Source organism: Marinobacter panjinensis, from assembly GCF_005298175.1.
Taxonomy (GTDB): Bacteria; Pseudomonadota; Gammaproteobacteria; order Pseudomonadales; family Oleiphilaceae; genus Marinobacter; species Marinobacter panjinensis.
Genome location: NZ_SZYH01000001.1, coordinates 3424137 through 3447339 on the forward strand (window position 1 = coordinate 3424137; position 23203 = coordinate 3447339).

General features: G+C 60.1%; 18 protein-coding genes. 11 read left to right on the top strand and 7 right to left on the bottom strand.

Translation table 11 applies throughout. The features are described from left to right. Window positions 1-2: 2 nt before the first annotated feature. From FDP08_RS15695 to FDP08_RS15710, 4 genes are all read right to left on the bottom strand, one after another. On the bottom strand, window positions 3-815 hold the full coding sequence (locus FDP08_RS15695) for a uroporphyrinogen-III synthase (RefSeq protein ID WP_137437057.1): 813 nt from the start codon (window positions 813-815) through the stop codon (window positions 3-5). Further along, the gene (gene hemC, locus FDP08_RS15700; protein ID WP_137437058.1) at window positions 796-1737 is read right to left on the bottom strand and encodes a hydroxymethylbilane synthase; all 942 of its coding nucleotides are present in this window, start codon (window positions 1735-1737) and stop codon (window positions 796-798) included. Before hemC ends, FDP08_RS15695 begins: the two co-directional genes overlap by 20 nt. Before the next feature lie 97 nt (window positions 1738-1834). Next, a complete protein-coding gene (locus FDP08_RS15705) occupies window positions 1835-2590 on the bottom strand; it encodes a LytR/AlgR family response regulator transcription factor (RefSeq protein ID WP_137437059.1) in 756 nt (251 codons plus the stop codon). A 17-nt stretch (window positions 2591-2607) separates the two neighbouring features. Next, complete coding sequence (locus tag FDP08_RS15710) at window positions 2608-3690, bottom strand: sensor histidine kinase (RefSeq protein ID WP_137437060.1); 1083 nt, start codon at window positions 3688-3690, stop codon at window positions 2608-2610. Window positions 3691-3821: 131 nt separating this feature from the next. Here FDP08_RS15710 and argH point away from each other — a divergent pair, with 131 nt between their 5' ends. Beyond that, entirely contained in the window at window positions 3822-5213 is a 1392-nt protein-coding gene (gene argH, locus FDP08_RS15715) for an argininosuccinate lyase (protein WP_137437061.1), read from the top strand. 10 nt (window positions 5214-5223) lie between these two features. On the opposite strand, the gene FDP08_RS15720 is transcribed toward argH, so the two are convergent. Next, window positions 5224-7668 carry an EAL domain-containing protein gene (locus FDP08_RS15720; protein WP_137437062.1) on the bottom strand — a complete coding sequence of 815 codons (2445 nt, stop codon included), beginning with the start codon at window positions 7666-7668 and terminating at the stop codon, window positions 5224-5226. 146 nt (window positions 7669-7814) lie between these two features. Here FDP08_RS15720 and FDP08_RS15725 point away from each other — a divergent pair, with 146 nt between their 5' ends. From FDP08_RS15725 to FDP08_RS15755, 7 genes are all read left to right on the top strand, one after another. Continuing rightward, window positions 7815-10667: a class I adenylate cyclase gene (locus FDP08_RS15725; protein ID WP_137437063.1), complete on the top strand. Its 2853-nt coding sequence runs from the start codon at window positions 7815-7817 to the stop codon at window positions 10665-10667. A gap of 88 nt (window positions 10668-10755) precedes the next feature. Further along, window positions 10756-10923, top strand: coding sequence for an LPS translocon maturation chaperone LptM (gene lptM / locus FDP08_RS15730; RefSeq protein WP_137437064.1), 168 nt, complete (start codon window positions 10756-10758; stop codon window positions 10921-10923). A gap of 38 nt (window positions 10924-10961) precedes the next feature. Next, window positions 10962-12212 (top strand): diaminopimelate decarboxylase, encoded by a 1251-nt coding sequence (lysA, locus tag FDP08_RS15735; protein WP_137437065.1) that lies wholly within the window; start codon window positions 10962-10964, stop codon window positions 12210-12212. A gap of 14 nt (window positions 12213-12226) precedes the next feature. Then, window positions 12227-13192: a diaminopimelate epimerase gene (dapF, locus tag FDP08_RS15740; RefSeq protein ID WP_137437066.1), complete on the top strand. Its 966-nt coding sequence runs from the start codon at window positions 12227-12229 to the stop codon at window positions 13190-13192. A gap of 16 nt (window positions 13193-13208) precedes the next feature. After that, the gene (locus tag FDP08_RS15745; protein WP_137437067.1) at window positions 13209-13955 is read left to right on the top strand and encodes a DUF484 family protein; all 747 of its coding nucleotides are present in this window, start codon (window positions 13209-13211) and stop codon (window positions 13953-13955) included. 2 nt (window positions 13956-13957) lie between these two features. Further along, complete coding sequence (xerC, locus tag FDP08_RS15750) at window positions 13958-14905, top strand: tyrosine recombinase XerC (RefSeq protein WP_137437068.1); 948 nt, start codon at window positions 13958-13960, stop codon at window positions 14903-14905. After that, entirely contained in the window at window positions 14906-16609 is a 1704-nt protein-coding gene (locus tag FDP08_RS15755) for a GGDEF domain-containing protein (protein WP_137437069.1), read from the top strand. Here FDP08_RS15755 and FDP08_RS15760 read toward each other — a convergent pair. Then, on the bottom strand, window positions 16575-16808 hold the full coding sequence (locus FDP08_RS15760) for a DUF2789 domain-containing protein (RefSeq protein WP_137437070.1): 234 nt from the start codon (window positions 16806-16808) through the stop codon (window positions 16575-16577). The two genes, FDP08_RS15755 and FDP08_RS15760, sit on opposite strands and share 35 nt — an antisense overlap. A 197-nt stretch (window positions 16809-17005) precedes the next feature. Here FDP08_RS15760 and FDP08_RS15765 point away from each other — a divergent pair, with 197 nt between their 5' ends. After that, a complete protein-coding gene (locus FDP08_RS15765; protein WP_137437071.1) occupies window positions 17006-19750 on the top strand; it encodes a transporter substrate-binding domain-containing protein in 2745 nt (914 codons plus the stop codon). Between the two features lie 7 nt (window positions 19751-19757). Here the strand turns inward: FDP08_RS15765 and FDP08_RS15770 are convergent, their stop codons facing one another. Beyond that, window positions 19758-20120: a hypothetical protein gene (locus FDP08_RS15770; protein ID WP_137437072.1), complete on the bottom strand. Its 363-nt coding sequence runs from the start codon at window positions 20118-20120 to the stop codon at window positions 19758-19760. 219 nt (window positions 20121-20339) lie between these two features. Here FDP08_RS15770 and FDP08_RS15775 point away from each other — a divergent pair, with 219 nt between their 5' ends. Next, window positions 20340-20966 carry a hypothetical protein gene (locus FDP08_RS15775; RefSeq protein WP_137437073.1) on the top strand — a complete coding sequence of 209 codons (627 nt, stop codon included), beginning with the start codon at window positions 20340-20342 and terminating at the stop codon, window positions 20964-20966. Window positions 20967-20981: 15 nt separating this feature from the next. Further along, window positions 20982-23183 (top strand): patatin-like phospholipase family protein, encoded by a 2202-nt coding sequence (locus FDP08_RS15780; protein WP_228263328.1) that lies wholly within the window; start codon window positions 20982-20984, stop codon window positions 23181-23183. The last annotated feature ends 20 nt before the right edge of the window (window positions 23184-23203 follow it).

Here is a 23203-nt window from a genome sequence, read left to right on the forward strand (position 1 = left end):
CCTTACTTGGTGTTTCCGGAGCCACCGTCCAGGCTGGCAAGTTGCTCGGCAACTGCAGCCACAATTGTGCTATCGGCAAGGCTTCCTGGTATGCACGTTCGCCGCAGGCCGGCCTGACGTGCTTGTTCGGCAATCCGCTCGACGGGGACAACCAGCAAAGTATCTTCAAGATTATGGCCGGTATTTTCACTTAGTGCGATGAGATTGTTCAATGTTTCTCCCGACAGTGTGACGATGGCCTCGGGGGAAAAGTCATTCAGCATCGCTCTCAGCGTGGCTTCATCATAGTCGGGACAATACCGGTGATAAAGTGGCAGCATGGTGACCCGCGCGCCCCGTTGTTCCAGGGTTTGCGGAATCAGTTCGCGGCCTTCCTGGCCCCGCACCACCAGAACTTTCTCATGGTCCAGCGTGGCCAGCTCTGGCAACTGTAGCAAATCTTCGCTGGTATGGCCGGTTTGCGGCTGTCGGGTATCCAGGCCATGGCTGGCCAGCACCGCAGCGGTTCCTGCCCCGACGCCGTACCAGTGTATGCCTTCAGGCGTTTGCGGCCACCAGGTATCCAGCCATTCCAGCAGCAGGCTGGCGGCATAGGGGCTGACGGCAATCACATGGGAGAATTCATCCAGGTTGAGGATGAGCGTGCGGGTAGCAGGGTCTTCCGGAAGAGGTTCCCGGGTAATCAGCGGCAATACCTGCGCATCGGCGCCGGCATCGCGGAAGCTGGCGGCGAGACGGTCTGCCTCGGGTTGCGGCCGGCAGATAAGGATCCGCCGGCCCTCAAGCAGCATGGAATCAGGTCGGGGTGTGGCCATAGATGTCAGCCAGTACCTTGTCTGCGCCCAGGGCGAGCAGGTCTTCTGCCAGCTCGCGACCCAGGCGTTCGCCTTCGCTTCGGGGGGCGCGGCCTTCCACCCGGAACACCTTGGTGCCGTCAACGGCGCCCACCAGGCCTCGCAGCCACAGGGTGTCATCGTCTTCCAGCAGGGCGTACGCGGCGATAGGCACCTGGCAGCCACCCTGCAGGCGACGGTTCAATGCCCGCTCCGCCTTGACGCGATCCGAGGTGTCTCGGTGATCCAGGGGTTCCAGCATGCTGATCAGCTCGGCATCGTCCAGCCGGCACTCAATACCCAGTGCGCCCTGGCCCACGGCGGGCAGAGAGACGCTGTCCGGCAGGCAGTAGCGGATACGCTCATGGAAGCCCAGGCGTTTGAGCCCGGAGCTGGCCAGTACGATGGCGTTGTAGTCGCCGGCATCCAGCTTCGCCAGACGGGTATTGACGTTGCCGCGCAGGGTGCGGATTTCCAGGTCCGGCCGATAGGCACGAAGCTGGGCCTCCCGGCGCAGGCTGGCGGTACCCACGACAGCGCCGTGGGGCAGTGCATCCACGTTCTCAAAGTCGTTGCTGACGAAGGCGTCGGTGGGATCTTCGCGTTCGCAGATAGCCACCAGGCCGAGACCTTCAGGGAACTCCATGGGTACATCCTTCATGGAGTGCACGGCCAGATCCGCCTGACCTGCCAGCATGGCCTCTTCGAGTTCCTTGACGAACAGGCCCTTGCCACCGATCTTGGCCAGCGGTACGTCCAGGATTTTGTCGCCCTGGGTTTTGATCTTGACCAGTTCAACCTCAATGTTGTCATTGAGCCGTTCCAGTTCGGACTTGATGAATTCCGCCTGCCACAGTGCCAGTGCACTGCTGCGGGTTGCGATGCGAAGGGTTCGTTTTGACATGTTGCTCGTTGCCGGATCTGAAAAATGGTACGCCAAGGGTACCCTTTGTGGGGCCAATTGTGGAGCCGAATGTCGCACTCCTGCGTTGACGGAAGGGCTACCCGGGGCGGTGCTCGTTTAACCACTGCCGGACCGAGGCCGTGTGCCTCCGGCTTACGGGCAGTTGGCCGTGATTGTCCGTCAGGTCGATAAAATTCTGACCGTCACCGCGTCTCAGCAGGGCCTGGATAAACCGCACGCCAACCAGGGTGTGGCGGTGAATTCTCAGCAAGTGTTGTGGATAAGTGCTTTCCAGTTCTTTCAGGGTGTAATCGGTCACCGTCTCGCCACGGACATGGTGGATGGTGACGTATTTCTGGTCGGCCTCGCAGTAGAGGATTGCCCGGATATCGACCAGTTCGGTGCCGCGGTGGGTGCGAACCGCAATCTGTTCATCCGTGCCTGACTCCTTTGCTGCCAGCGCCTGCAGTTGCACCCGGTTGACCCGGCCGGCACGCTTCAATGCCTCTGCCAGGGCCTCGCGACGAACCGGCTTGAGCAGGTAGGCCACTGCAGGCACATCGAATGCCTGGATGGCGTAATGGTCATACGCGGTGCAGAAGATAATGGCCGGTGGTGCTTCCAGTGTCGCAATTCGCTCCGCGGCTTCCATACCGTCCATGCCCGGCATGCGGATGTCCAGTAGCAGGATATCGGGTGCCTGCTGCGCGATTTTTGCCAGCACCCCTTCACCGTCACCAGCCTCGCCACACACGTCATAGCCTGGCATGGCTTCCACCAGCCTGCGGATGCGTTCCCGGGCCAGGGGCTCGTCATCGGCAATCAATATACTGCGGCTGTTTGCATCGGCCATAGGCGGCTGTTCACTCCTTATCCCGGGTTGGCATTGCCACTCGCCTTCTGCCAGGGCAGACGGAGAGTGACGGTATATATATCATTCTGGTGGCTGTGTTTCAGTACCGCGGGCTCGCCGAACAGGGCGTGGAGGCGGGACTGGATGTTGGCCAGCGCCATGCGGTTGCCGTCGTGGCCGCCCTGGTCGGGGGCGGGGCGAGGGTTTTGCACCATCAGATAGACAAATGGCCCCTTGCGGTAGCCCTCAACCTTCACGGTACCCCCGTTCGGCCGGGGCTGGATACCGTGATAGATGGCATTCTCCACCAGAGGCTGCAGGGTCAGGGGAGGAATGGCCTGCTGGTCCAGACCGTCCTCAATATGCCAGTCCAGTGTCAGCCGGTCTTCCAGGCGTAGCTTTTCGATGGCCAGGTAGCGCCGGCACAGGTCCAGTTCATCAGCCAGGGCGATCAGGCGGTCACCGTTACGGAGGCTGGCGCGGAACAGTTCGGACAGATCGAGCACAGCGTCTTCGGCCCTTTCCGGGTTTACCGATATCAGGCTGGCAATGGTGTTCATGCTGTTGAACAGGAAGTGGGGGTGAATCCTCGCCTGCAGGGCCGTCAGCCGCGCCTGCATTTCCGATTCCCGCTGCTGCTGCCACTGGAACTGCAGGTAGAAGTAGCGCAGTACCATCAGGGTGATCAGCAGCGCCAGTAACAGTTTCTTGGCCACGCCCTGCCAGGCTTCCATACCGGGCCGGGGATTCAGCACGCTGTCGGCGAAGAGGCTGAAAGCCAGCACGTCCAGCAACACGATGGCAACAATCACGGCAGTGGCGCGGGGAACGTTCAGCCCTGAGAGCCAGCGCCGCAGCAGGCAGATCAGGGCGGCACTGGTGAGGACGGTCCATTGCACGAACAGCGACAGCAGGCCGAAATAGTTCCAGTCAATCCAGTGACTCTGGGCCTGAACGATGGACAACACCAGCACCAGCAGTTCGCTGGTCACCACCAGCATGAAAACGGCCCGCACCCGGCACAGGTCCGGCACATAGAAATCGGAGTCGCTGACTGGAGCTTCCCTTGCCGAGGTCTCCCTGTTTTGTCGTGCTGCCATTGAACCTGTTCCTGAATCCCTGTTCGTGAATCGGGAGGGCAACTGTCGGCTGCAGAATGCTATAATCCCGCGACACTCCATTTACCCATTCCCGCAGAATGATGCCGGGCTGTCAGCAGGAAAGATAGACCATGACGGATCAGAACAAGAGCGCCGAGAAACCCTGGGGCGGTCGTTTTACCGAACCCACCGATGCCTTCGTGGAACGTTTTACCGCGTCCGTGGGCTTTGACCAGCGCCTGTATCACCACGATATTACCGGTTCCATTGCCCACGCCACCATGCTGGCGGAAGTGGGCGTGCTGACCATCGAAGAGCGTGACACCATCATCGAGGGCCTGAAAGCCGTCAAGGCCGACATCGAGGCAGGCACGTTCGAATGGTCGGTGAGCCTGGAAGACGTGCACATGAACATCGAAGCGCGGCTGACGGACCGCATCGGAATTACCGGCAAGAAGCTGCATACCGGTCGCAGCCGTAATGACCAGGTGGCCACGGACATCCGCCTGTACCTGCGTGATGAAATCGATGTCATTGCCGAAGAACTCAGGCGCCTGCAGGCCGGTTTGCTGGACCTGGCCGAGCGTGAGGCGGAGACGATCATGCCCGGGTTCACCCACCTGCAGACCGCCCAGCCGGTTACTTTCGGCCACCATCTTCTGGCCTGGTATGAAATGCTGGTCAGGGACGCCGAGCGCCTGCAGGACTGCCGCAAGCGGGTGAATGTGATGCCCCTGGGTGCCGCTGCACTGGCCGGGACCACTTACCCGATTGACCGCAGCATTACCGCAAAACTGTTGGGCTTTGACCGGCCCAGCGAGAACTCCCTGGACTCCGTCAGCGACCGGGACTTTGCCATCGAATTCTGCAGCTTCGCGGCCCTGCTGATGACGCACTTGTCGAGATTCAGCGAAGAACTGGTGCTGTGGACCTCCGCACAGTTTGATTTCATCGATCTGCCGGACCGTTTCTGCACCGGATCCTCGATCATGCCCCAGAAGAAGAATCCGGACGTGCCAGAGCTGGTGCGCGGCAAGACCGGCCGGGTGAACGGGCATCTGATCAGCCTGCTGACCCTGATGAAGAGCCAGCCGCTGGCCTACAACAAGGACAACCAGGAGGACAAGGAGCCGCTGTTTGACACGGTGGATACCGTGAAGGGTTGTCTCAAAGCCTACGCCGACATGATTCCGGCCATCGAAGCCCGGGCAGACAACATGCGCGTGGCGGCCAAGCGGGGCTTCTCAACCGCCACCGATCTGGCGGACTACCTGGTCAAGAAGGGCGTGGCCTTCCGCGATGCTCACGAGATTGTGGGCAAGGCAGTGGCCTTTGGTGTGGCCGAAGGTCGTGATCTGTCAGAAATGACCACTGACGAGCTGAAGCGATTCTCCGATGTTATCGGTGAGGACGTGTTCGATGTACTGACCCTGGAAGGTTCGGTGCAGGCACGTGATCACCTCGGCGGTACCGCGCCCAACCAGGTGCGTGCCGCTGTGGCCCGCGCGCGGAAGGCACTCTAGTCAGCGAATCTCAGCCGCCGATTTTCCCCGTGGTCAGGGTGACTTCTGCCGGTGTCAGCTCCTCCAGGGGGCGGGGGCGGTAGAGGCGGAAGCCCTGGCCATAATGGATGCCCAGGGTGCGTACCTTGCGCAGGGTGTCGTCGTTCTCGATAAAGGTCGCCACGGTCATCTTGCCCGAGGCTGCCGCGATCTTGTGCAGTGCTTCCACCATCACCTGTTGCACCGGGTCATCGCTCAGGTGCTGCATGATCTTGTGGTCCAGCTTGATGATGTCCACCGGCAGCTTCGCCGCCAGGCTGTAGCTCTCTACCGAGGCGCCAGCGCCATCCAGTGCCACCCGGCAACCAATGCGGTGCAGGGTGTCGCAGAGCACGGCGACATCGTCCGGATACTGGGTGGCGTGGGCTTCGCGGATTTCCAGGCAGAAGCACTCGGGGGCATAGGGTGAGTCTTTGAGTGCCGCTTCCATAAAGTCCGCAAAGGTGTCGTCGAGCACACTGGCAAGGGACAGGTTGAAACCGCAGTACTTCAGACGTGGTTCCATCAGCCGGTGTTGCTCCAGCCAGGCCAGGGTCTGGCGGATGACCTGGCGGTCGAGGCGTTTGGCGAGATCGAACCGCTCTGCGACCGGCAGGAAGGCATCCGGGGTCAGCGGTGGGCTTTCGGGAGTCTCGCCGGGTATCCGGGTGAGGATTTCAATGTGGTCACCCCAGGTGACGCTGGCCACTGGTCGCAGTGACTGGAACTCAAGCTGAACGTGCCCGTTATCGAGCGCTTGCCGGAGCCTGTCCAGGACCACATTAGTGGCGCCTTCGTCCATGGACTGTGACATGGCCTGGGCGGCATGAATACGGTTGCGCCCGGAGGTTTTTGCGGTGTGGCACAGGTCCGCGGCCTGGGTCAGTAATTGTTCCGGGTCGCCTGGCGAATCGTCGTCCATGAACAGCAGGCCACCACTGGCCGTGGTCTGCAGCTGTTTGTCCTGCCAGTGGAAGACAAAGCCGCCAATCAGCTCAAGGATGCTGTCGGCAATCTTGCGGGCACGCGCCTCGGGGCAGTTTTCGATCAGCAGTGCGAAGGTGTCGCCCGCCAGTCTTGCCAGTGCATCCCGCTGCCGTACCTTGACGCCCAGGTTGCCGGCCAGCTCGCGCAGATAGCGGTCACAGGTGCCGCTGCCGGCAATCTCATTGAAGTGATCAAAGCCATCCAGATCGAGGTATAGCAGGCTGTTGCTACCCTCGCGCCTTGATTTCTGCTCCAGAGTACGCTGCAGGCGGGCCAGAAAGGCTTTACGATTCATCAGGCCCGTCACAGGGTCATGCTGGATCCGGTACTCGCTGCTGGAGGAGCTCTGCAGCCGGTCGCTGATATCGCGGGCCACGTGCACCGCGCCGAGGACTTCGCCCTGCTCGCTGGTCAGCCGCTGGTAATGAATCTCGTAAAGGGGCAGCTCCCGGTGTTGCTGGGCCATGGGCATTTCCACGACAAAACTGTCGCGCTCAAAGGCCCTGGCCCATAGCCGTTCGATCAGTCGCCGTTCGTTGGGGTAGTCCTGCAACAGGCTGTTGAGGTTGTTGCCCCGTTCCGGAATCTGGCCAAAGGTCAGTTCGAACTGGCGACTGAAGGCCCGATTAAAGTGCAGCAGGTTCAGTGCACGGTCCACCGCCACCACCAGATCGCTGGTGGCATCGATGGTGGCCCCCAGCAACTGTTCCGCCTGTTTGCGCGCCAGGTGCTGGCGTCGTTCGCGGGTCTGGTCAACGAGGGTGCCCCCCAGGCGCTGAATCCGTTCGCCGGTTTTCAGTGCGCGACCGGTCAGCTTGACCTGGCGTATGTTCTGCCTGGCGGTCAGCAGGTCCAGGGTCAGGGAGAAGGGCTGCCCGCTGCGGATGCATCGCCGGATGCGGGCGCGGATACGGCCCTGGCTGGACTGGCAATAGAACAGCGCCTGTTCCGGCGTGATCTCGCTGCCGGACCGTAACTCCAGCAACTGGTACATGCCATCTGTCCAGGTCATTTCATTGCTGTTGATGTTCAGTTCCCACAGGCCAAGATCGCCCGAGGTTTCCATCAGCCGTATCAGGCGATGGTCAATGGGGGAGTGGTCACGCTGGCTGATACAGGCGCTCGCAGCCTGGTCCGCATCACGGATATCCATGCGCAGGCTGAGGCCGGCGGTGAAGAAGAAACCTTCTTTGTGGCGGAAGGTGATCAGTATCGATTCGCCGTTTTCGATGCGATGGCGGTGAGCCGGGGCGAACGGATCGTCCTGGCGGGCGGCCAGAATGCATTGCACTTTGTGCCCTTCCAGCTCGCTGGCGTCGTAACCCAGCACCGACTCAGCATGATGGTCGGCAGAGACAATCACGCCCTCATCGTCAATGCGGATCAGGGTTCGGCGCTCGATGCCCGGAGGCGCGTCGGAGCGGTCTCGACGGATAAAGAATTCTTTCACGACACAATAACCTCAGCCAGTCTTGCCGCGGGGTGTTACAAGAAGTGTTATAAAGTAGTCCCGCTTTTATTTTTTTGCCGGTTTTGCCACGATGCGTTCATCATACTGATAATGACATCGGAAAGAACCTCTCCCGCGGAGTCGCCGTGACCGTCCATACCGCTCCTATTGCCCTGGATTTTGACGAGGGTATCGACCGAAAAACGCTGCGCCGGCTGCGGGACCGGTTCATGGCCGTTAATCAGCATCGCTGGGAGCGCGCCCGCTCAGCACTGACCTATCGTCAGCAAGTGGCTCTGGAAGTACTGCCGCTGGTGTTTCATCTCAACCATCCTGCGCTTCCCGGTTACCTCGACAGCGACTGCCCCTATGGACTGAGCCACTACCGGCCCACAGAGCCCACGTTGAACGCTGCCAGACGACTTGCGCGGACCTTCTCGCTCAAGGACGAAGGGCGACGCAAGCCGGACCTGGAGGCCCTGTTCCTGATGGGCAGCCCCGGTACACTGGGGCACTCGGTGGCAAGCGACCTGGATATCTGGTTGTGTCATCGCGCGGACCTGCCCGAACGCGGGGTGCGTTGTCTCGAGCGTAAGGCAGAGAGCCTTGCGGCCTGGGCGTCAACGCTGGGTGTGGAGCTTCATGTGTTTGTTTTCTCCGCCGCAGACTGGCGGACCGGGCGCCAGCGCGCCGAGGTCACTGGCGAAAACTGCGGCAGTGCACAGCATTATCTTCTGCTGGACGAGTTCTATCGCACCAGCATCCACCTGGGTGGCTGCTACCCGTTGTGGTGGCTGGTTCCGGTTGAAGACGAAGGCCGTTATGACGAATGTGCCCGGCAGTTGATTGACTGCCGCTTTATCCGTGGCGATGAGTACATTGATTTCGGACCGGCGCTGTCGATACCGCAGGAAGAATTTCTCGGTGCCGGTGTCTGGCAGTTGTACAAGGGCATTGATGCGCCCTGGAAGTCCATTCTCAAGTTGCTGCTGATCGAGTGTTATGCCCGGGGGGAGCACCAGCCGCTGTTGTCCCGGGTGTTCAAGGCGGCGATCTATGCCGGACAAACCGATCCTGACCGGCTCGATCCCTATATATTGCTTTACGAGCGCCTGGAGCTGTGGCTGCTGGAAGAAGATGCCCCTGAGCGCTTGGCGCTGGTGCGGCAGAGCCTCTACCTGAAAGCCGGGCTGCCGCTGACCCGCTCTGCCCAATTGGTCTCCGGTTGGCGAACCGGCCTGCTTCAGTCGCTGGTTGATAACTGGGGCTGGTCCGCCGCGGAAATCGAGAATCTGGATAACCGGGTCCGCTGGCGCGCTGAGGACGTTGTGACCTTGCGCAGGGCCGTGGTGGCGGAACTCACCCACAGCTACCGCCTGCTGTCCCGACTGGCCCGGGATCACGGCACTCGTGCCGCCATCAGCAGCAACGATATGAATCTGTTGGGGCGAAAGCTCTATGCCGCGTTCCAGCGCAAGGCCGGCAAGATTGAGCAGATCAATCCCGGGCTGGCGCCCTCCCTGGCGGAAGAGAATCTGGCTTTCCATCATCAGTCAGAGCAGGGTGGGGCAGCCGGTTATGACGGCTGGCTGTTATACCGGGATCTGGAAGATCCTTCCGATGCGTTCTGGCAGCCGGTGATTCGCCGTTCCGGAAACCTGACAGAACTGATGGTCTGGTGCTACTGCAATGGCCTGTTGAGTCGATCTACCCGTCTCAATGTGCGTGGCGGCACCAGTACGGCGTCGGTGGCGGAGATGCGGGAAATGCTGGACGCCCTGGGTTCGTTTCTGCCGTTTCCTGTCGAACCGGCTGGCCGGGAGGCCCTGTCCCGGGGCGTGCATCCGTTGCGGAATTTACTGTTCGTCAATGTGGGGCTGGATCCGCAGGCCCACCTGACCGAACGGGGACTGCACAAACTCAGCGCCCGGCACGATTCGCTGGGCTTCAGCGGCGGCCGGGAAAATCTGGTGAACACCATTGACCAGGTTACCTTCAACAGCTGGCACGAGGTCAGTCTGCAACATTATGCGGCCGGCGACACCCTGATCCAGTGCCTGAAAAATGTACTGGCTTCGGTGGCGGGCGCACCGGACCGGCTGCCGGAAATCATGGTTCACAGCCACAACAAAGGGCACGGTGCCACCATCGCCCGCCGGGTGAAGGAGCTCTTCACCGACGTCATGCGCCACTTTTTTGCCGGTGGCTTGGGGCCTCACCCGCTGCGCTATGTCATCGAGATGGACCGGCGGTTTTTTGTGCTGCGGTTCAATGGGACCGAGCCCGGGTTTGTGGCGCTGGACAGCACCGGAGCCCTGATGGACTACCTGGCCAAGCCCCAGCAATCCTATGTTCCGGTGGTGTTTGACCGCCATGCCCTGCTGACAGACCTGCCGTTGCGAACGGTCTGCCATGCCAGCGAGTCAGGCAATATTCAGGTGTTTTACCGCTTGAGTGGTGACAAGGCCCGTGTCTGGGTGGTGGATGAACTGGGGTCTGTTTTTTCCTGGCAGCAGGGGTATGTCAATCGCCGCTATCTGTTGGTGCCGTTGCTGCGATTCCTGGAGAACCTGACTGAGCGGCGGCAGTTAAGGCAGCTCGAGACAGTGGCGGATATTGGCGGCACCCAATGCTATGAAATGGTACTTCGGGACGGCCAGTGGCATGCCGAGCGGCGTCCCGATGCAGACAGCAACGTACCGCTGCCCGGGCTTGAAGTGCAGGCGATCGGTATTCAGGAAGGGGATTCCCGGGTTCGTTTTGACATTTTCTGTGGCGACCAGGAGTTCACCGTGCAGGAATATGGCAATCAGCTGATTCCGGCGGTGGCCCACTATATTCGCTCCCTCCGTCACAGCCCGGAGCGGTATCCGGTGTATCTGACCGATATTCACCTGCCCCATGACCTCGACCCCCAGGTCTATCAGCAGGACATTCAGACCATTCAGTACCTGTATTACCGGTCAGAGCTGGAAAATGCCCTGAATCAGCACCTTTAACGCCACTCATTCAGTACCTCTGGCATCTCGCCGGGCACGGTCCCACTCAGGTATACTTCGCCCATACAGAAAACAGGGGCAGTTAGCCATGAAACCAGGACAGACAATCATCTTCCTGCTGGTTATGGCCGGGTTTGTTGCGGGCTGTGGTCAGAAAGGGCCGTTGTACCGAGAAGTACCTTCCGATAACAACACGGCTTCCGAGCAGGCAAGCGACAGCGAACAGAGCCGTAGCGATGACACCGGTGACCGCTAGGGTCGGCCGGCTGCCCCATCAACAGACTCAGGATATCCATGGATCACTTTAACTACCGTAATGGCGAGCTGTACGCCGAAGATGTACCGGTGGCTACCATTGCCGATCGCTTCGGGACGCCCGCTTATGTGTATTCCCGTGCGACTCTGGAGCGTCATTATCACGCTTATGATGATGCCCTGGCAGGCCGCCCCCACCTGGTCTGTTATGCCGTCAAGGCCAATAGCAACCTGGCTGTGCTGAATGTGCTGGCGCGGCTTGGTGCGGGCTTCGATATCGTCTCCGCCGGAGAGCTGGAGCGGGTGATTCGCGCCGGTGGCGATCCTGCAAAAACCGTTTTCTCAGGGGTGGGCAAGCAGCGCTGGGAAATGCGGCAGGCGCTTGAGGCCGGAGTTCGCTGTTTCAATGTGGAATCCGACACCGAGCTGGACCGGCTCAACGAAGTGGCGGGTGAGCTTGGCGTCAGGGCTCCGGTGTCCCTGCGGGTGAATCCCGATGTGGACGCAGGGACTCACCCCTACATTTCCACGGGCCTGAAAGAAAACAAGTTCGGGATCGATATCGCTGAAGCACCTGCGGTCTATGAGCGCGCCGCCGCCATGCCCAACCTCGACATACAGGGCGTGGATTGCCATATCGGTTCTCAGCTGACGTCGGTAACACCGTTCCTGGATGCTCTGGACCGGGTGTTGGTGCTGATAGACACCCTGGCGCAAAAGAACATCGTTATCCGCCATCTGGACATGGGCGGCGGCCTGGGTGTTACCTACGACCGGGAGCAGCCACCACAGCCGTCGGACTATGTCACGGCGCTGTCGGAACGTCTCGGCACGCGGAAACTGGAACTGATCATGGAGCCGGGCCGCTCCATCGCGGCCAACGCCGGTATCCTGTTGACGCGGGTGGAATTCCTCAAGTGCACCGAGCATCGCAATTTTGCCATCATTGATGCGGCGATGAACGACCTGATCCGGCCTGCCCTCTATAGCGCCTGGCAGTCGATCATACCGGTGACACCCCGCACAGACGGCGAGGAGAAAGCCTGGGACCTGGTGGGGCCGGTGTGTGAAACCGGGGATTTTCTGGGCAAGGATCGCAAACTGCGACTTCAGGCCGGGGATCTGCTGGCGGTCCGCTCCGCTGGCGCCTATGGTTTTGTCATGAGCTCCAACTACAACACTCGCAATCGCCCTCCGGAACTGATGGTGGATGGCGACCAGGTGCACGTGGTGCGCCGCCGGGAAACCCTGGAAGAGCAGCTTGGTCCTGAAAGCTGTTTGCCGGAATGAATGAGGATGATGCTATGAATCAGCCTCGACGCGGGCAGGGCTCCATGCTCAATTTTACCAAGATGCACGGTCTGGGAAACGACTTCATGGTGGTGGATGCCATCAGCCAGCCGTTCCGCCTGCGCCCGGAAACGATTCGCGAGCTTGCCGACCGGCACTTTGGCATCGGCTTCGACCAGCTGTTGGTGGTTGAACCCCCGGGTCTGCCGGATGTGGACTTTCGTTACCGGATCTTCAACAGCGACGGTTCAGAAGTGGAACAATGTGGCAATGGCGCCCGCTGTTTTGCCCGTTTTGTCCGCGATCAGCGCCTGACCAACAAGAAGGTGATCCGGGTACAGACCGCCAAGGGCGTGATTGAACTCAGGGTCGGCCGTGGCGGTATGGTGACAGTGGACATGGGCGTGCCGGAGCTGAATCCCCCGGCCATTCCTTTTGCCGCCGACCGTCGCAAGGATGTCTATACGGTGGAAGTGGGTGGTGAAATCGTGGAGCTCAGCGCCGTATCCATGGGCAATCCCCATGGGGTGCTGGTGGTGGATGATGTGGACACTGCGCCGGTGGGTGAACTCGGCCCCCGGCTGGAGAACCATCCCCGGTTTCCCGCGCGGGCCAATATCGGTTTTCTGCAGATTGTGGATCGCACTCACGCCCGGCTGCGGGTATTCGAGCGCGGTTCCGGTGAAACCATGGCTTGTGGCAGCGGTGCCTGTGCGGCTGTTGTTGCGGGTTGTTTGCGCGGCCTGCTGGACAACCGGGTGGATGTAGAGCTGAAAGGCGGCCACCTCGTCATTGAATGGCAGGGTGAAGGGTCCCCTGTTATGATGGAGGGCCCCACGTCCAGCGTGTTCGAAGGTCAGCTTCGCCTGCCGGGAGACCAGCCCCCTCGACGTCGCAGAAGTACGCGGCAGGGCGATACAAGGCCGGGGCATCAACGGCAGCAGAATCGCCATCGCCAGCCGGTTACATCAAAGCCCTGACTATCAGGAGAGCAGCATGACAGACCAAACGGCCCACAAGAAGGCCGGAGAGCTCAGCCCGGAAGCCGTCGCAGACTATCTGCGGGACAACCCCGACTTCTTTGTTGAACAGGACGAACTCCTGCGGAGCCTGACACTGCCCCATGACAGCGGCCGCGCGATATCGCTGGTGGAGCGTCAGGTGCACCTGTTCCGTGAGCAGCGAGATACCCTCCGCCGCGAGCTGGTCGAGTTGGTCTCCATTGCCCGTCATAACGACCGGCTGTTCGAGAAAAGCAAACGGCTGTTGATGCAGGTGATCGAGGCCCGCAACCTGAATGACATGGCGGCGGCGATTGATGACAGTATTCGTGGCGACTTCGGCCTGGATGCGGCGTCAGTCATTCTGTTCACCGATTCCGAGCTACCAACCGCAGCACAGGGTGCCCTGCATGTGGTCGCGCCGGAAGTGGCAAAAGCCCGCCTGGGTGGCCTTTTGGAGGGCGATCGCGCGGTGTGTGGCCAGTTCCGTGAAAGTGAGCGCAGTTTCCTGTTTCCTGACCGGGAAGAGCCGATTGCTTCAGTAGCGCTGGTGCCTCTAAGAACTGACGAACTGGTTGGGGTGTTCGCGGTTGGCAGCTGTGAAACCGGGTATTTCGACCAGAGCATGGGTTCACTGTTCCTGACCTATATCAGCGATACTCTCAGCCGGCTGCTGCCACCCATCCTGCAGCGACATACCGCTGCGGTGCCGGTGACTGACGTGGTGGCGGAGTCTCGCTGAGTATGACGCTCGCTGTTGGTGAGAGGGCTCCGGTTGCGGCGCTCTCGGAGCCGTTGGAAGGTTTTTTGCGTTACCTGGCATCGGAAAAACGGCACTCACCGCGCACCTGCAGCAGTTATTGTGACGACCTCAAACGTTTCCTCGCGTGGGTAGAACAACAGCCATCCCCCGCCTGGCGGGCTGTGACAAGCCATGAGCTGCGGCGCTACGTCGCCCAGTTGAGCCGGGAAGGGCTCGGGGGGCGCAGTATCGCCCGTCACCTGTCCGCGATACGGCGCTTTTACGAATACCTGTTGCGGGAACACCTGGCCACTGATAATCCGGCCCTGGATATCCGCGCCCCGAAGGCGGGGCGTCGTCTGCCCAAGGTGGCGGACGTCGACCAGCTTAACCATCTGCTCGATGCCACCCCTGACGATCCGCTGGAAATTCGTGACCTGAGCATGTTTGAATTGATGTATTCATCCGGCCTGCGGTTGTCCGAGCTGGCCGGTCTGAACCTGCACTCGCTGGACCCTCGTGGCGGAGAAGTCCGGGTGCTGGGCAAAGGCAGCAAGGAACGTATCCTCCCCGTGGGGCGTAAGGCGCTTGAGGCGCTTGGCCGCTGGCTCGAAGTGCGGCAGGCCATAGCACCTGACGGTGAGAGCGCCCTGTATGTAAGCCGGCGTGGAGACAGGCTGAGCACCCGCAGCATCCAGTCCCGGCTGAGCCGGTGGGGCCTGGCGAAAGGAGCGGACCAGCGTTTGCACCCTCATCTTTTACGGCACTCCTTTGCCAGTCACATGCTGGAATCCAGTGGTGACTTGCGGGCGGTGCAGGAATTGCTGGGCCATGCCGACATAGCGACGACACAGATCTATACTCATCTCGATTTCCAGCACCTGGCAAAGGTTTACGACCAGAGCCATCCCCGGGCCCGCCGTGACCGGAAGAAAGGCAGGGAGAGCTAAATGTCATCGGATTCGCCCTGGAAGGAAAAGTACCTGAAGGCGCTTGAACAATCGGAAGAGCGCGAGTCGCAGTGGGAGAGTGAAAGAAATCAGCTGCAGCGAATGCTGGTTCGTACCAGCCTGGCCTCCGAGGGACAGAATCCGGAGCTGGACCGGTTGCTTGCAGGTTTGCGCAGCGAATTGCGCAAGGCCTCTCCCGATTCCGGGAGCTGGCACAAGCTGCAGGACCGGATCGATCGCCAGGTATCTGAACTCGACGACCAAAAGGCCGAATCTGCACGCCGGACCAGGGCGACCCTTGAACAGTTGCTGACCGGGCTTCGCTCCAGCTCCCTGTTTGCCGGCAGCAAGGATCGACTGAAGGATCTGGAAAAACGACTCCATAAACCGGAAACGCTGCAAGTGTATTATACCGACTGGTTGTCGGACTTTGCTGTCGTTCTGGAGAGAGCGCTGGCGGGCGGGCTGGCGGAAACCGGAGAGCAGGCGGCCAGGCCAGGCGTATTGGGCCGACTGTTCGGTTCCCGAGATTTCCGGCCGACGACAACGGAAGGGGGCGCCGATAGTGAGTCTGACAAACCATGCCGGGACGAATCTGAGCTGGACCAGGGTGGCGTGGAAGAGGCCAATCAGCGCCTGAGAATTGCCCGGCGGGTTGGCGAGTTGCTCGGGCACATGCTGGGTCAGGTAGCCCTGGAGCCGGCCTCCGAAGCCAGGGCCAGGCGGCTTCAGGAGTCACTGCTTAACAGTGACAACTGGGATGAATTACGTGAGGGCCTCAACGGTGTCGCGGAGCTGGTGATTGCTGCCGTTACCCGCAGCCAGAGGGAATTTGAAGCCTTTCTTCGCCGGCTGGATGAGCGGCTGGAGTCATTGCGGCAGTGTTTTTCCGACCAGGCCGCTGCACAGACCGGGCGCCTCAATGCCTCCGAAGCGCTGGATCGTGAAATCCGTGATGAGCTGGAGACACTTGGTGAACAGGTCGAGTCCAGTGCCGATTTCGACCAGTTGAAGGCTTCAGTAGGGCAGCATCTGGAGTCGATCAGTGGCGCTGTTGAACGCTTCCGCACTCATGAGACCGAACGTGAGAAGAACCTGTCACAACAGCTGGAATTGATGCACGAAAAACTGGCGGCGGTTGAAACACACTCGGAACAGGTGCGGGAAGAGCTGGCAGAAGAACGTCAGAAGGCGTTGAGGGACGTCCTCACCCAGTTGCCCAACCGGGAGGCGTGGCAGGAGCGCCTTGCCTTTGAGTACCAACGCTGGCAACGATACCGTCACCCCCTGACAGTCGGTGTGCTCGATATTGATTACTTCAAGCGGGTCAACGATTCCTACGGCCACAAGGCTGGTGACCGGGTCCTTCAACTGGTGGCCAAGGCCCTGAGTGACCGGCTGAGAACAACGGATTTCATTGCCCGGTTTGGTGGCGAGGAATTTGTGGTTCTGATGCCAGAGACGCCACCGGATATCGCCAGCTCGGTCCTCGACGGCATGCGCAAGCACATCGCGGCATTGCCGTTCCATTTCCGGGGTGACCCTGTGTCTGTCACCTTTTCCGCCGGGCTTGCGGAATTTGTTGAAGGAGATGACGAGGATGACGTTTTTGATCGCGCAGACAAAGCACTATATCTGGCCAAGGACTCGGGACGCGACAAGGTGGTCATCAGTGACGCATCAGCGCATCCAGCTCATCAATAATTTCTGCCCAGTCGGAGTCGTCTTCCAGGCCTTCTTCAAGGAATTGGGACTGGCTTTCGGACCAGAAGGGCGCATCCTGCAGCGCAATCTCGGAAGGAAGAGGTGAGTGTTTCGCAATGAAATCCTCGATGCTCTGTTTGTCAGCGGGCATACCAAGCTGCTCAAACAGGGCCCTGAACGTGTGGTTGCTGGTGTCCATCGTAATGGTTCTCCCCGGGGCGGTCCCCGTTTGGTCGATGACTGCGGGTCTGCTTACGATAAAGCGGGTAAGCCGCTGAATGCAATCAGAAGAATTTACGGGTATGGTTCCCTGAACTGTAGCCAAACCGGTGAGGATATCCAGTGAGGGGCGCCTTTTATTTTCTGTTGCTAGTCAGCTGCCTTCTGGTTTCCGGTATGTCTGCCGCAGAGCCACCCCAGCCCTCGCCGGCGCCGGTTCTGGGCAATGAAGACCTGCAGTGGCTGCAGCAACGTGACGCCTTCCGCATTGGCGTCCGTGCCTCCCAGGTGCCTTTGGCGTTCGATACCGGGGAGGGGGAGCTGGCCGGCATATTCATCGACTACCTCAACCGGATATCGGACAAATTGAAGGTGCCCGTTGAACCGGTTGCAGGCGACGAGGCGCAGCTGGAGGAATGGCTCAGGGACGGCACGCTGGATGCCAGGCTGACCACCCGCCTGGCCCGACAACCGGCGCCGTCTGATGTTGCCGTATCGTCGCCACTGATGAGTCTGACCTATGGTATTTTTGTCCATTCCGGGGATGCCGGCATCCGCAAACTGGCTGACCTTGAAGGCGCACGCATTGCACTGATTACCAACGATCCCAATCAGTTTGCGTTGCTGGATCCGGTCGACCGTCTCTCTCCGGTACCCGTAGCCAGTGTCAGTGAAGCGGTCAGTATGCTTCTGTCCGGCCAGGCCGATGCCTTCCTCGGGCCGGTACCGGTGGTTTCCGATTACCTCCAGTCCGCCATGGTGAACGGAGTGGGGATGGCCACATTGCTGAACCATCAGTCCGTGGACGCGGTACTTGAAGTCAACGCGGGCGAAGACCAGATTTACCGGGTTCTCAACCAGGCCGTTCTCGCCATTGACCACAATGAGCATCGGACCATTCGCCAGTCCTGGCTGCAAACGGAGATACCCGAGCAGGATCCAACCGCCATCTCACTGTCTGCCAGCGAAACTGAATTCCTCAAGCGTCATTCCGATCTGACATTGGCCTTCCGGCCAGACTGGCCGCCGTTCGAGTTCACCCAGGATGGTCAGCCCACCGGGCTGGTGCCGGATCTGGTTACCCGTCTGGAAGAAAAGCTCAATATCCGTTTCAGTCGCGAAGTGATGTCCGACAGTGCCAATGCCGAAGCGGCTCTGCATTCCGGGGATGTGGACATCCTGCCGGCATTGTCGCGAACGCCCAGGGTGGAGGAGGAATTCCTTTTCAGCCGTGCCTATCTGACGGTGCCCATTGCCCTGGCGATCCGCGATGACGGGCGTTTTATTGGTGAGCTGCAGCAGCTCAGGGATGAAAAAGTAGGTGTGGTCAGTCGTCAGGCCGGGCATGATTACCTGCTGATCAACCATCCCAACCTCGACCTCTACCCGGTAAAGTCCATTGAGCAAGGGCTGCTGGCATTGTCCAATGGTGATCTTGATGTGATGGTGACGCACATCCCGGCGGTGAGCTACACGGTGGCCAGGCTGGGGCTTTCAAATCTGCGGATCACCAGCATTACACCTTACCAATACGAGCTGCGGTTCGCCGTCGACAAGGACCGGCCGGAACTGCAGCGCATCCTGAACAAGGCCCTGGGCAGCCTGGATGCTGCTGAAACCGAGTCTATCTACAACCGCTGGATTCACCTGGATATCGAGCAGGAAACGGATTACACCGTGGTACGCCGGATTGTGCTGATTGCTATCGTGGTAGTGCTGATTTTCCTGTACTGGAACCGCAAGCTGTCGCGGGAGGTGGACGAAAGAATCCGGTCGGAAAATGCCTTGCGCAGAAGTGAAGACGAGTTGCGGGCAGCGAAACTGGAAGCAGAGCGCCTTGCGCGGGAGGCAGAGGCAGCCAGCCTGACCAAGAGCGAATTCCTCGCCAATATGTCCCATGAAATCCGCACCCCGATGAATGCGGTCATCGGCTACAGCGATCTGCTCAGCAACACGGTGAAGGACCCCCAGCAAAGAAATTATCTGGATGCCATTCGTGCCGGCAGTCGCAGCCTGCTGATGCTGATCAACGATATCCTTGATCTTTCCCGCATCGAGGCGGGGAAAATGCGGCTGGACTATTCGGCGGTGTCCGTGCGCCGCCTGCTGAGTGACGTACGGCATATATTTGATCTGAGGGCGACCGAGCAGGGGATATCACTCGAGGTCAGTGTTGATTCCAGAATGCCGGCAGCGATGATGCTGGATGAAACCCGGCTGCGTCAGGTGCTGTTCAATCTTGTGGGTAACGCTATCAAATTTACCCATGAGGGCGGTGTGACCGTACGTGCCACCGCCACAGCCCACAAATCCGCGGGTGATGAACCTGCCGGGGATGGCGACACCGACAAGCGCAAATGGTATCGCCTGGTAGTTACGGTTGCGGATACCGGTATTGGTATTCCCCCGGATCAACAGGACCAGATTTTCGAAGCCTTTGAACAACAGGAAGGACAGAACAGCCGGCGTTACGGGGGCACCGGCCTGGGCCTGGCTATCAGCCGCAAGCTGGTACGAATGATGGGGGGCGAGCTGAAGGTTGAAAGTGAGCCGGGGGCAGGCTCCACCTTTACCGTCAGCCTGCCCCGGGTCGCAGTGACAGAGGAGCAGGCCGAGGAGGAGGGCACGCCGGAAGAGTCAGAGCGTTTGCTGGCGCAGACCCTGAGCATGCAGGAGCGTGGCTGGCTGCGGGAGCAGCTGGCCAGGGATTTCGGGAACGAATGGGAAACCGTACGGGAAAGCGGCGACCCGGAACAGATGCGAGACTTTGCCATGCGCTTGCTGGAATGGGGCAAGCGCTTCCGGTCGCCCTCTGTTACCCGTTACGGCGAGAAGCTGCTGGCAGATGTTGAGGCTTTCAATCTGGATTCGGTGAACAGTGCGCTGGATGCATTTCCACGCCTGCTGGGCCGGGATCAGTAAGGCCGCTTCAGAGACAGTCGTACTGGGACTGTCGGTCAAAGGCGACGGCGACCATGTCGTAACCGGAATCGGACAGGGACCGGATCAGTTCCCGGTCTTTCAGAAGCGCCATGCAGACCTTGTGGACACTGGCCTGTAACTGGTCGCTGGCCGGGTCGGACTTGAAGCGGAAGTCCACCACCAGGTACTTGCGTTCAATATGGGATGTCATGGGTATATCCTCCCGCTCGATACTCTCATAGCCGATGTAGGTGGCCTGTTGGTCCGGAAAAATCCCGCTCAGCAGAAGGTCCAGATTGCTGGCTGCTGCGGGCTGCAGGATCATGGCGAGCAACAGGGCAAAAGCGCCGGTAAAGCTTCTGATGGGCATGGAGTCACTCCTGTGATGTGAGTCCGTGGAGGTTTGTAAGCATGTGTAACATTTAGTTACTGATCATTATTACAGAGTCCCGGCGATTTTGCGTGATTTATGCACACATTTTTCAATTGTTTGCAGTTTGCCGAAACACTGGACAGATAGCTGCAAGTTTCCGCAGCCCGCCAGGATCAACTATTATGATTAAAAACAGATGCAGTAAGAGGCAGGATCATGTTCCAGCTCGTTTTCAGAGGTGAGTGTACGCCGGGGACGGACCCGGCGACAGCCCGTAGTAATGCAAAAAACCTGTTCAAGGCCACGGTAGAACAGGTTGACCGCATGTTCAGCGGTCAACCGGTGGTTATCCGCAACAAGCTGGAAGAGGTACAGGCGGAAAAATACCGGGCTGTATTGCAAAAACACGGTATGGTGGCCTACGTGCAGCCAATGGAAGGTGCAGCGCCACCTCCGCCCTCCCGTCCGGCGCCAGGCACCGAGCCCCGGGCACAGGTGCAGCCCGAACAGGCACCTGTGCAAGCCGCACCAGAACAGGCTGAGCCTGCGTCTGCTGCGGGCAAACCGGCGTCATCCGTGGCCGTGGAGCCGGGTGATCGCTTGCGGGTGGCGGGTGAGAAAGTTGACTCGATTCTGTCCGGATCGGCGCTGACACTTGATCCGGTCGGCGTAACCCTTGAGGAACACCGGGAGGCTCCGGCCCCCATGTTCCAGCACCTGGACGACTGGACGCTGGCGCCCCCTGGCACCGAACTGGGCGTCAAGCGAGACCTGCCGCCACCGGTCGTACCCGATGTATCCCACCTGTCGCTGGCAGACGAAGACCGCACGGACGACCAATAAACTACAGGCGGGATGATGTCGGCATTGAGATTACTGGTTCTGATGGTTGTAGTGCTGGCCAGTATGCCGGCACTGGCCGATGCAGGGAGGCCAAAGGTAGGGCTGGTACTCAGCGGTGGTGGCGCCAAGGGCATGGCCCATGTCGGTGTGCTGCGAGTGCTGGAAGAACTGAAGATACCGGTGGATATCGTGGTGGGCACCAGCGCCGGCTCCGCGGTTGGTGCCCTTTATGCTTCCGGTATGGACGTTCATGAAATCGAAGAACGTTTCATCGATATGGACTGGGTGTCGAGCTTTCGCGATGACCCCGGCCGCGCCTACAAACCTGTCAGGCGCAAGAGCCAGGACTGGCGCTTTCCTGTGGCACCGGGCCTGGGTGTGCGCACGGATGGGCTTCATCTGGGTGGCGGCCTTATTGCCGGCCAGAACCTTGGCTTCATTCTCAACGAACTCACCCGCAGTGCCTCCCTGGTGGAAGATTTTGACAAGCTGGCGATTCCATTTCGTGCGGTTGCCACGGATCTGGAGACCGGGGAGCAGGTGGTCATCGGCAAGGGGAATCTGTCCGAGGCGATTCGTGCCAGCATGAGCGTTCCCGGTGTCTATGCCCCGGTTGCGCTGGACGGGCGGCTGCTGGTGGACGGCGGCGTAGCCAATAACCTGCCGGTCAGTGTGGCCAGGGATCTCGGCGCCGAGATCATCATCGCCGTGGACATTACCGATCCGTTGCTGGAACGGGACGAGATTCGGGAGGCCTTTTCGGTGGTTGGTCAGCTCACCACCATGATGACGCAGCAGAATACCGAACAGCAACTGAAGTTGCTGACTGACCGGGACATACTGATCCGGCCGGACCTGGAAGGCCTGTCATCGTCGGATTTCTACGAAGCGCTTGCGCTGTTCGAACTTGGTGCCAGCGGTGCCCGAAAACATGCCGGCGAGCTTCGCCATCTGAGTGTGAGTGACGCTCAATGGAACCGCTACCGCAGCCGGGTGTTGGGACACTCATTCAGTCCGGGCCTGATCACTGGCGTGCGCTTTGATGATCATTCCCGTCTGGGAGGTAGTTTCCTGCGCCAGCGTATACGCCAGGAAACCGGCGAGCCACTGGATATGGATGCGCTTGAGGAAGATCTCAAGCGTATCTATGGACTCGGTTACTACGAGACTGTCTCCTATTCCCTGGTGCCGTCGGAGACGGGCGGAACCGATCTTGTCATCCGGGTCCGGGAAAAAAGCTGGGGACCGAACTACCTCGCCTTCGGCCTGAACTACGAAGACAACTTCGAGAACGAAACCCGCTTCAATCTGGCGGCGTCGCTGCGTATGACCGGCCTCAATTCCCTGGGTGGCGAGTGGGCAACCGGACTTCAGCTGGGTACCCAGCCATGGGTCCGGACTGAATGGTTCCAGCCCCTGGATTACGGGTTCAGGCGGTTCCTGACGGTGGGAGGGGAATACTCCCGGGAGAGCCTGAGTGCGTTCGATGGCGACGGCGAGCGTATTACCGAGGTGGATATTACCAGCCGCCAGGTCGACCTTTCCCTGGGAACCGAGCTGGGGGTCAACGGTGAAATCCGCCTTGAGTACCAGCGGGGGGATGCCACTGTCGACGAGCAGGTCGGACAACCGGTGGCGCCGTCCGACTCAATCCAGAGTGGCAGCCTCAGCCTGCGGCTGGTCCACGATTCCCTGGACGACACCTTCCTTCCCGAATCTGGCGGTTTTGCCGGTATCCGCGGCCGGTTTGAGCGCCCGGGCCTGGGCTCTGACCGTAACTTTGATTCGGTCAGGGTCATGGCTCTGGGCACGGCAAGCTGGCACAAGACAAGCCTCACCGGTTTACTGTTCGCCAATACCGTGACCCGGGGTGTGGCCGGGATCGAGAACTCGGTGTTGCTGGGCGGGTTTCGTCGCTTGTCGGCTTACAGTCAGGGTGAGGTCGCCGGTGAGGATGCTGTCCTTGCCAGTGTCTTTGCCCGGCAGGAGTTTGGGGGGCCCTTCGTACCCTGGTTTGCCGGGGTGGGTTTTGAATCCGGGAATGCCTGGTCCTCGCTGGGGGATGCCCGCTGGAACAATCTGCTGCACTCAGCCAGCGTGTTTGCCGGGGTTGAATCCTTTCTGGGGCCCCTTCAGATTGCCACGGCCTACAACAATGAGGACGATTGGAGCGCCTACCTGAGCCTGGGGTTTTCGTTTACCCGCCTGTTTGACTGACCGGCCAGGCACAGGGAAGG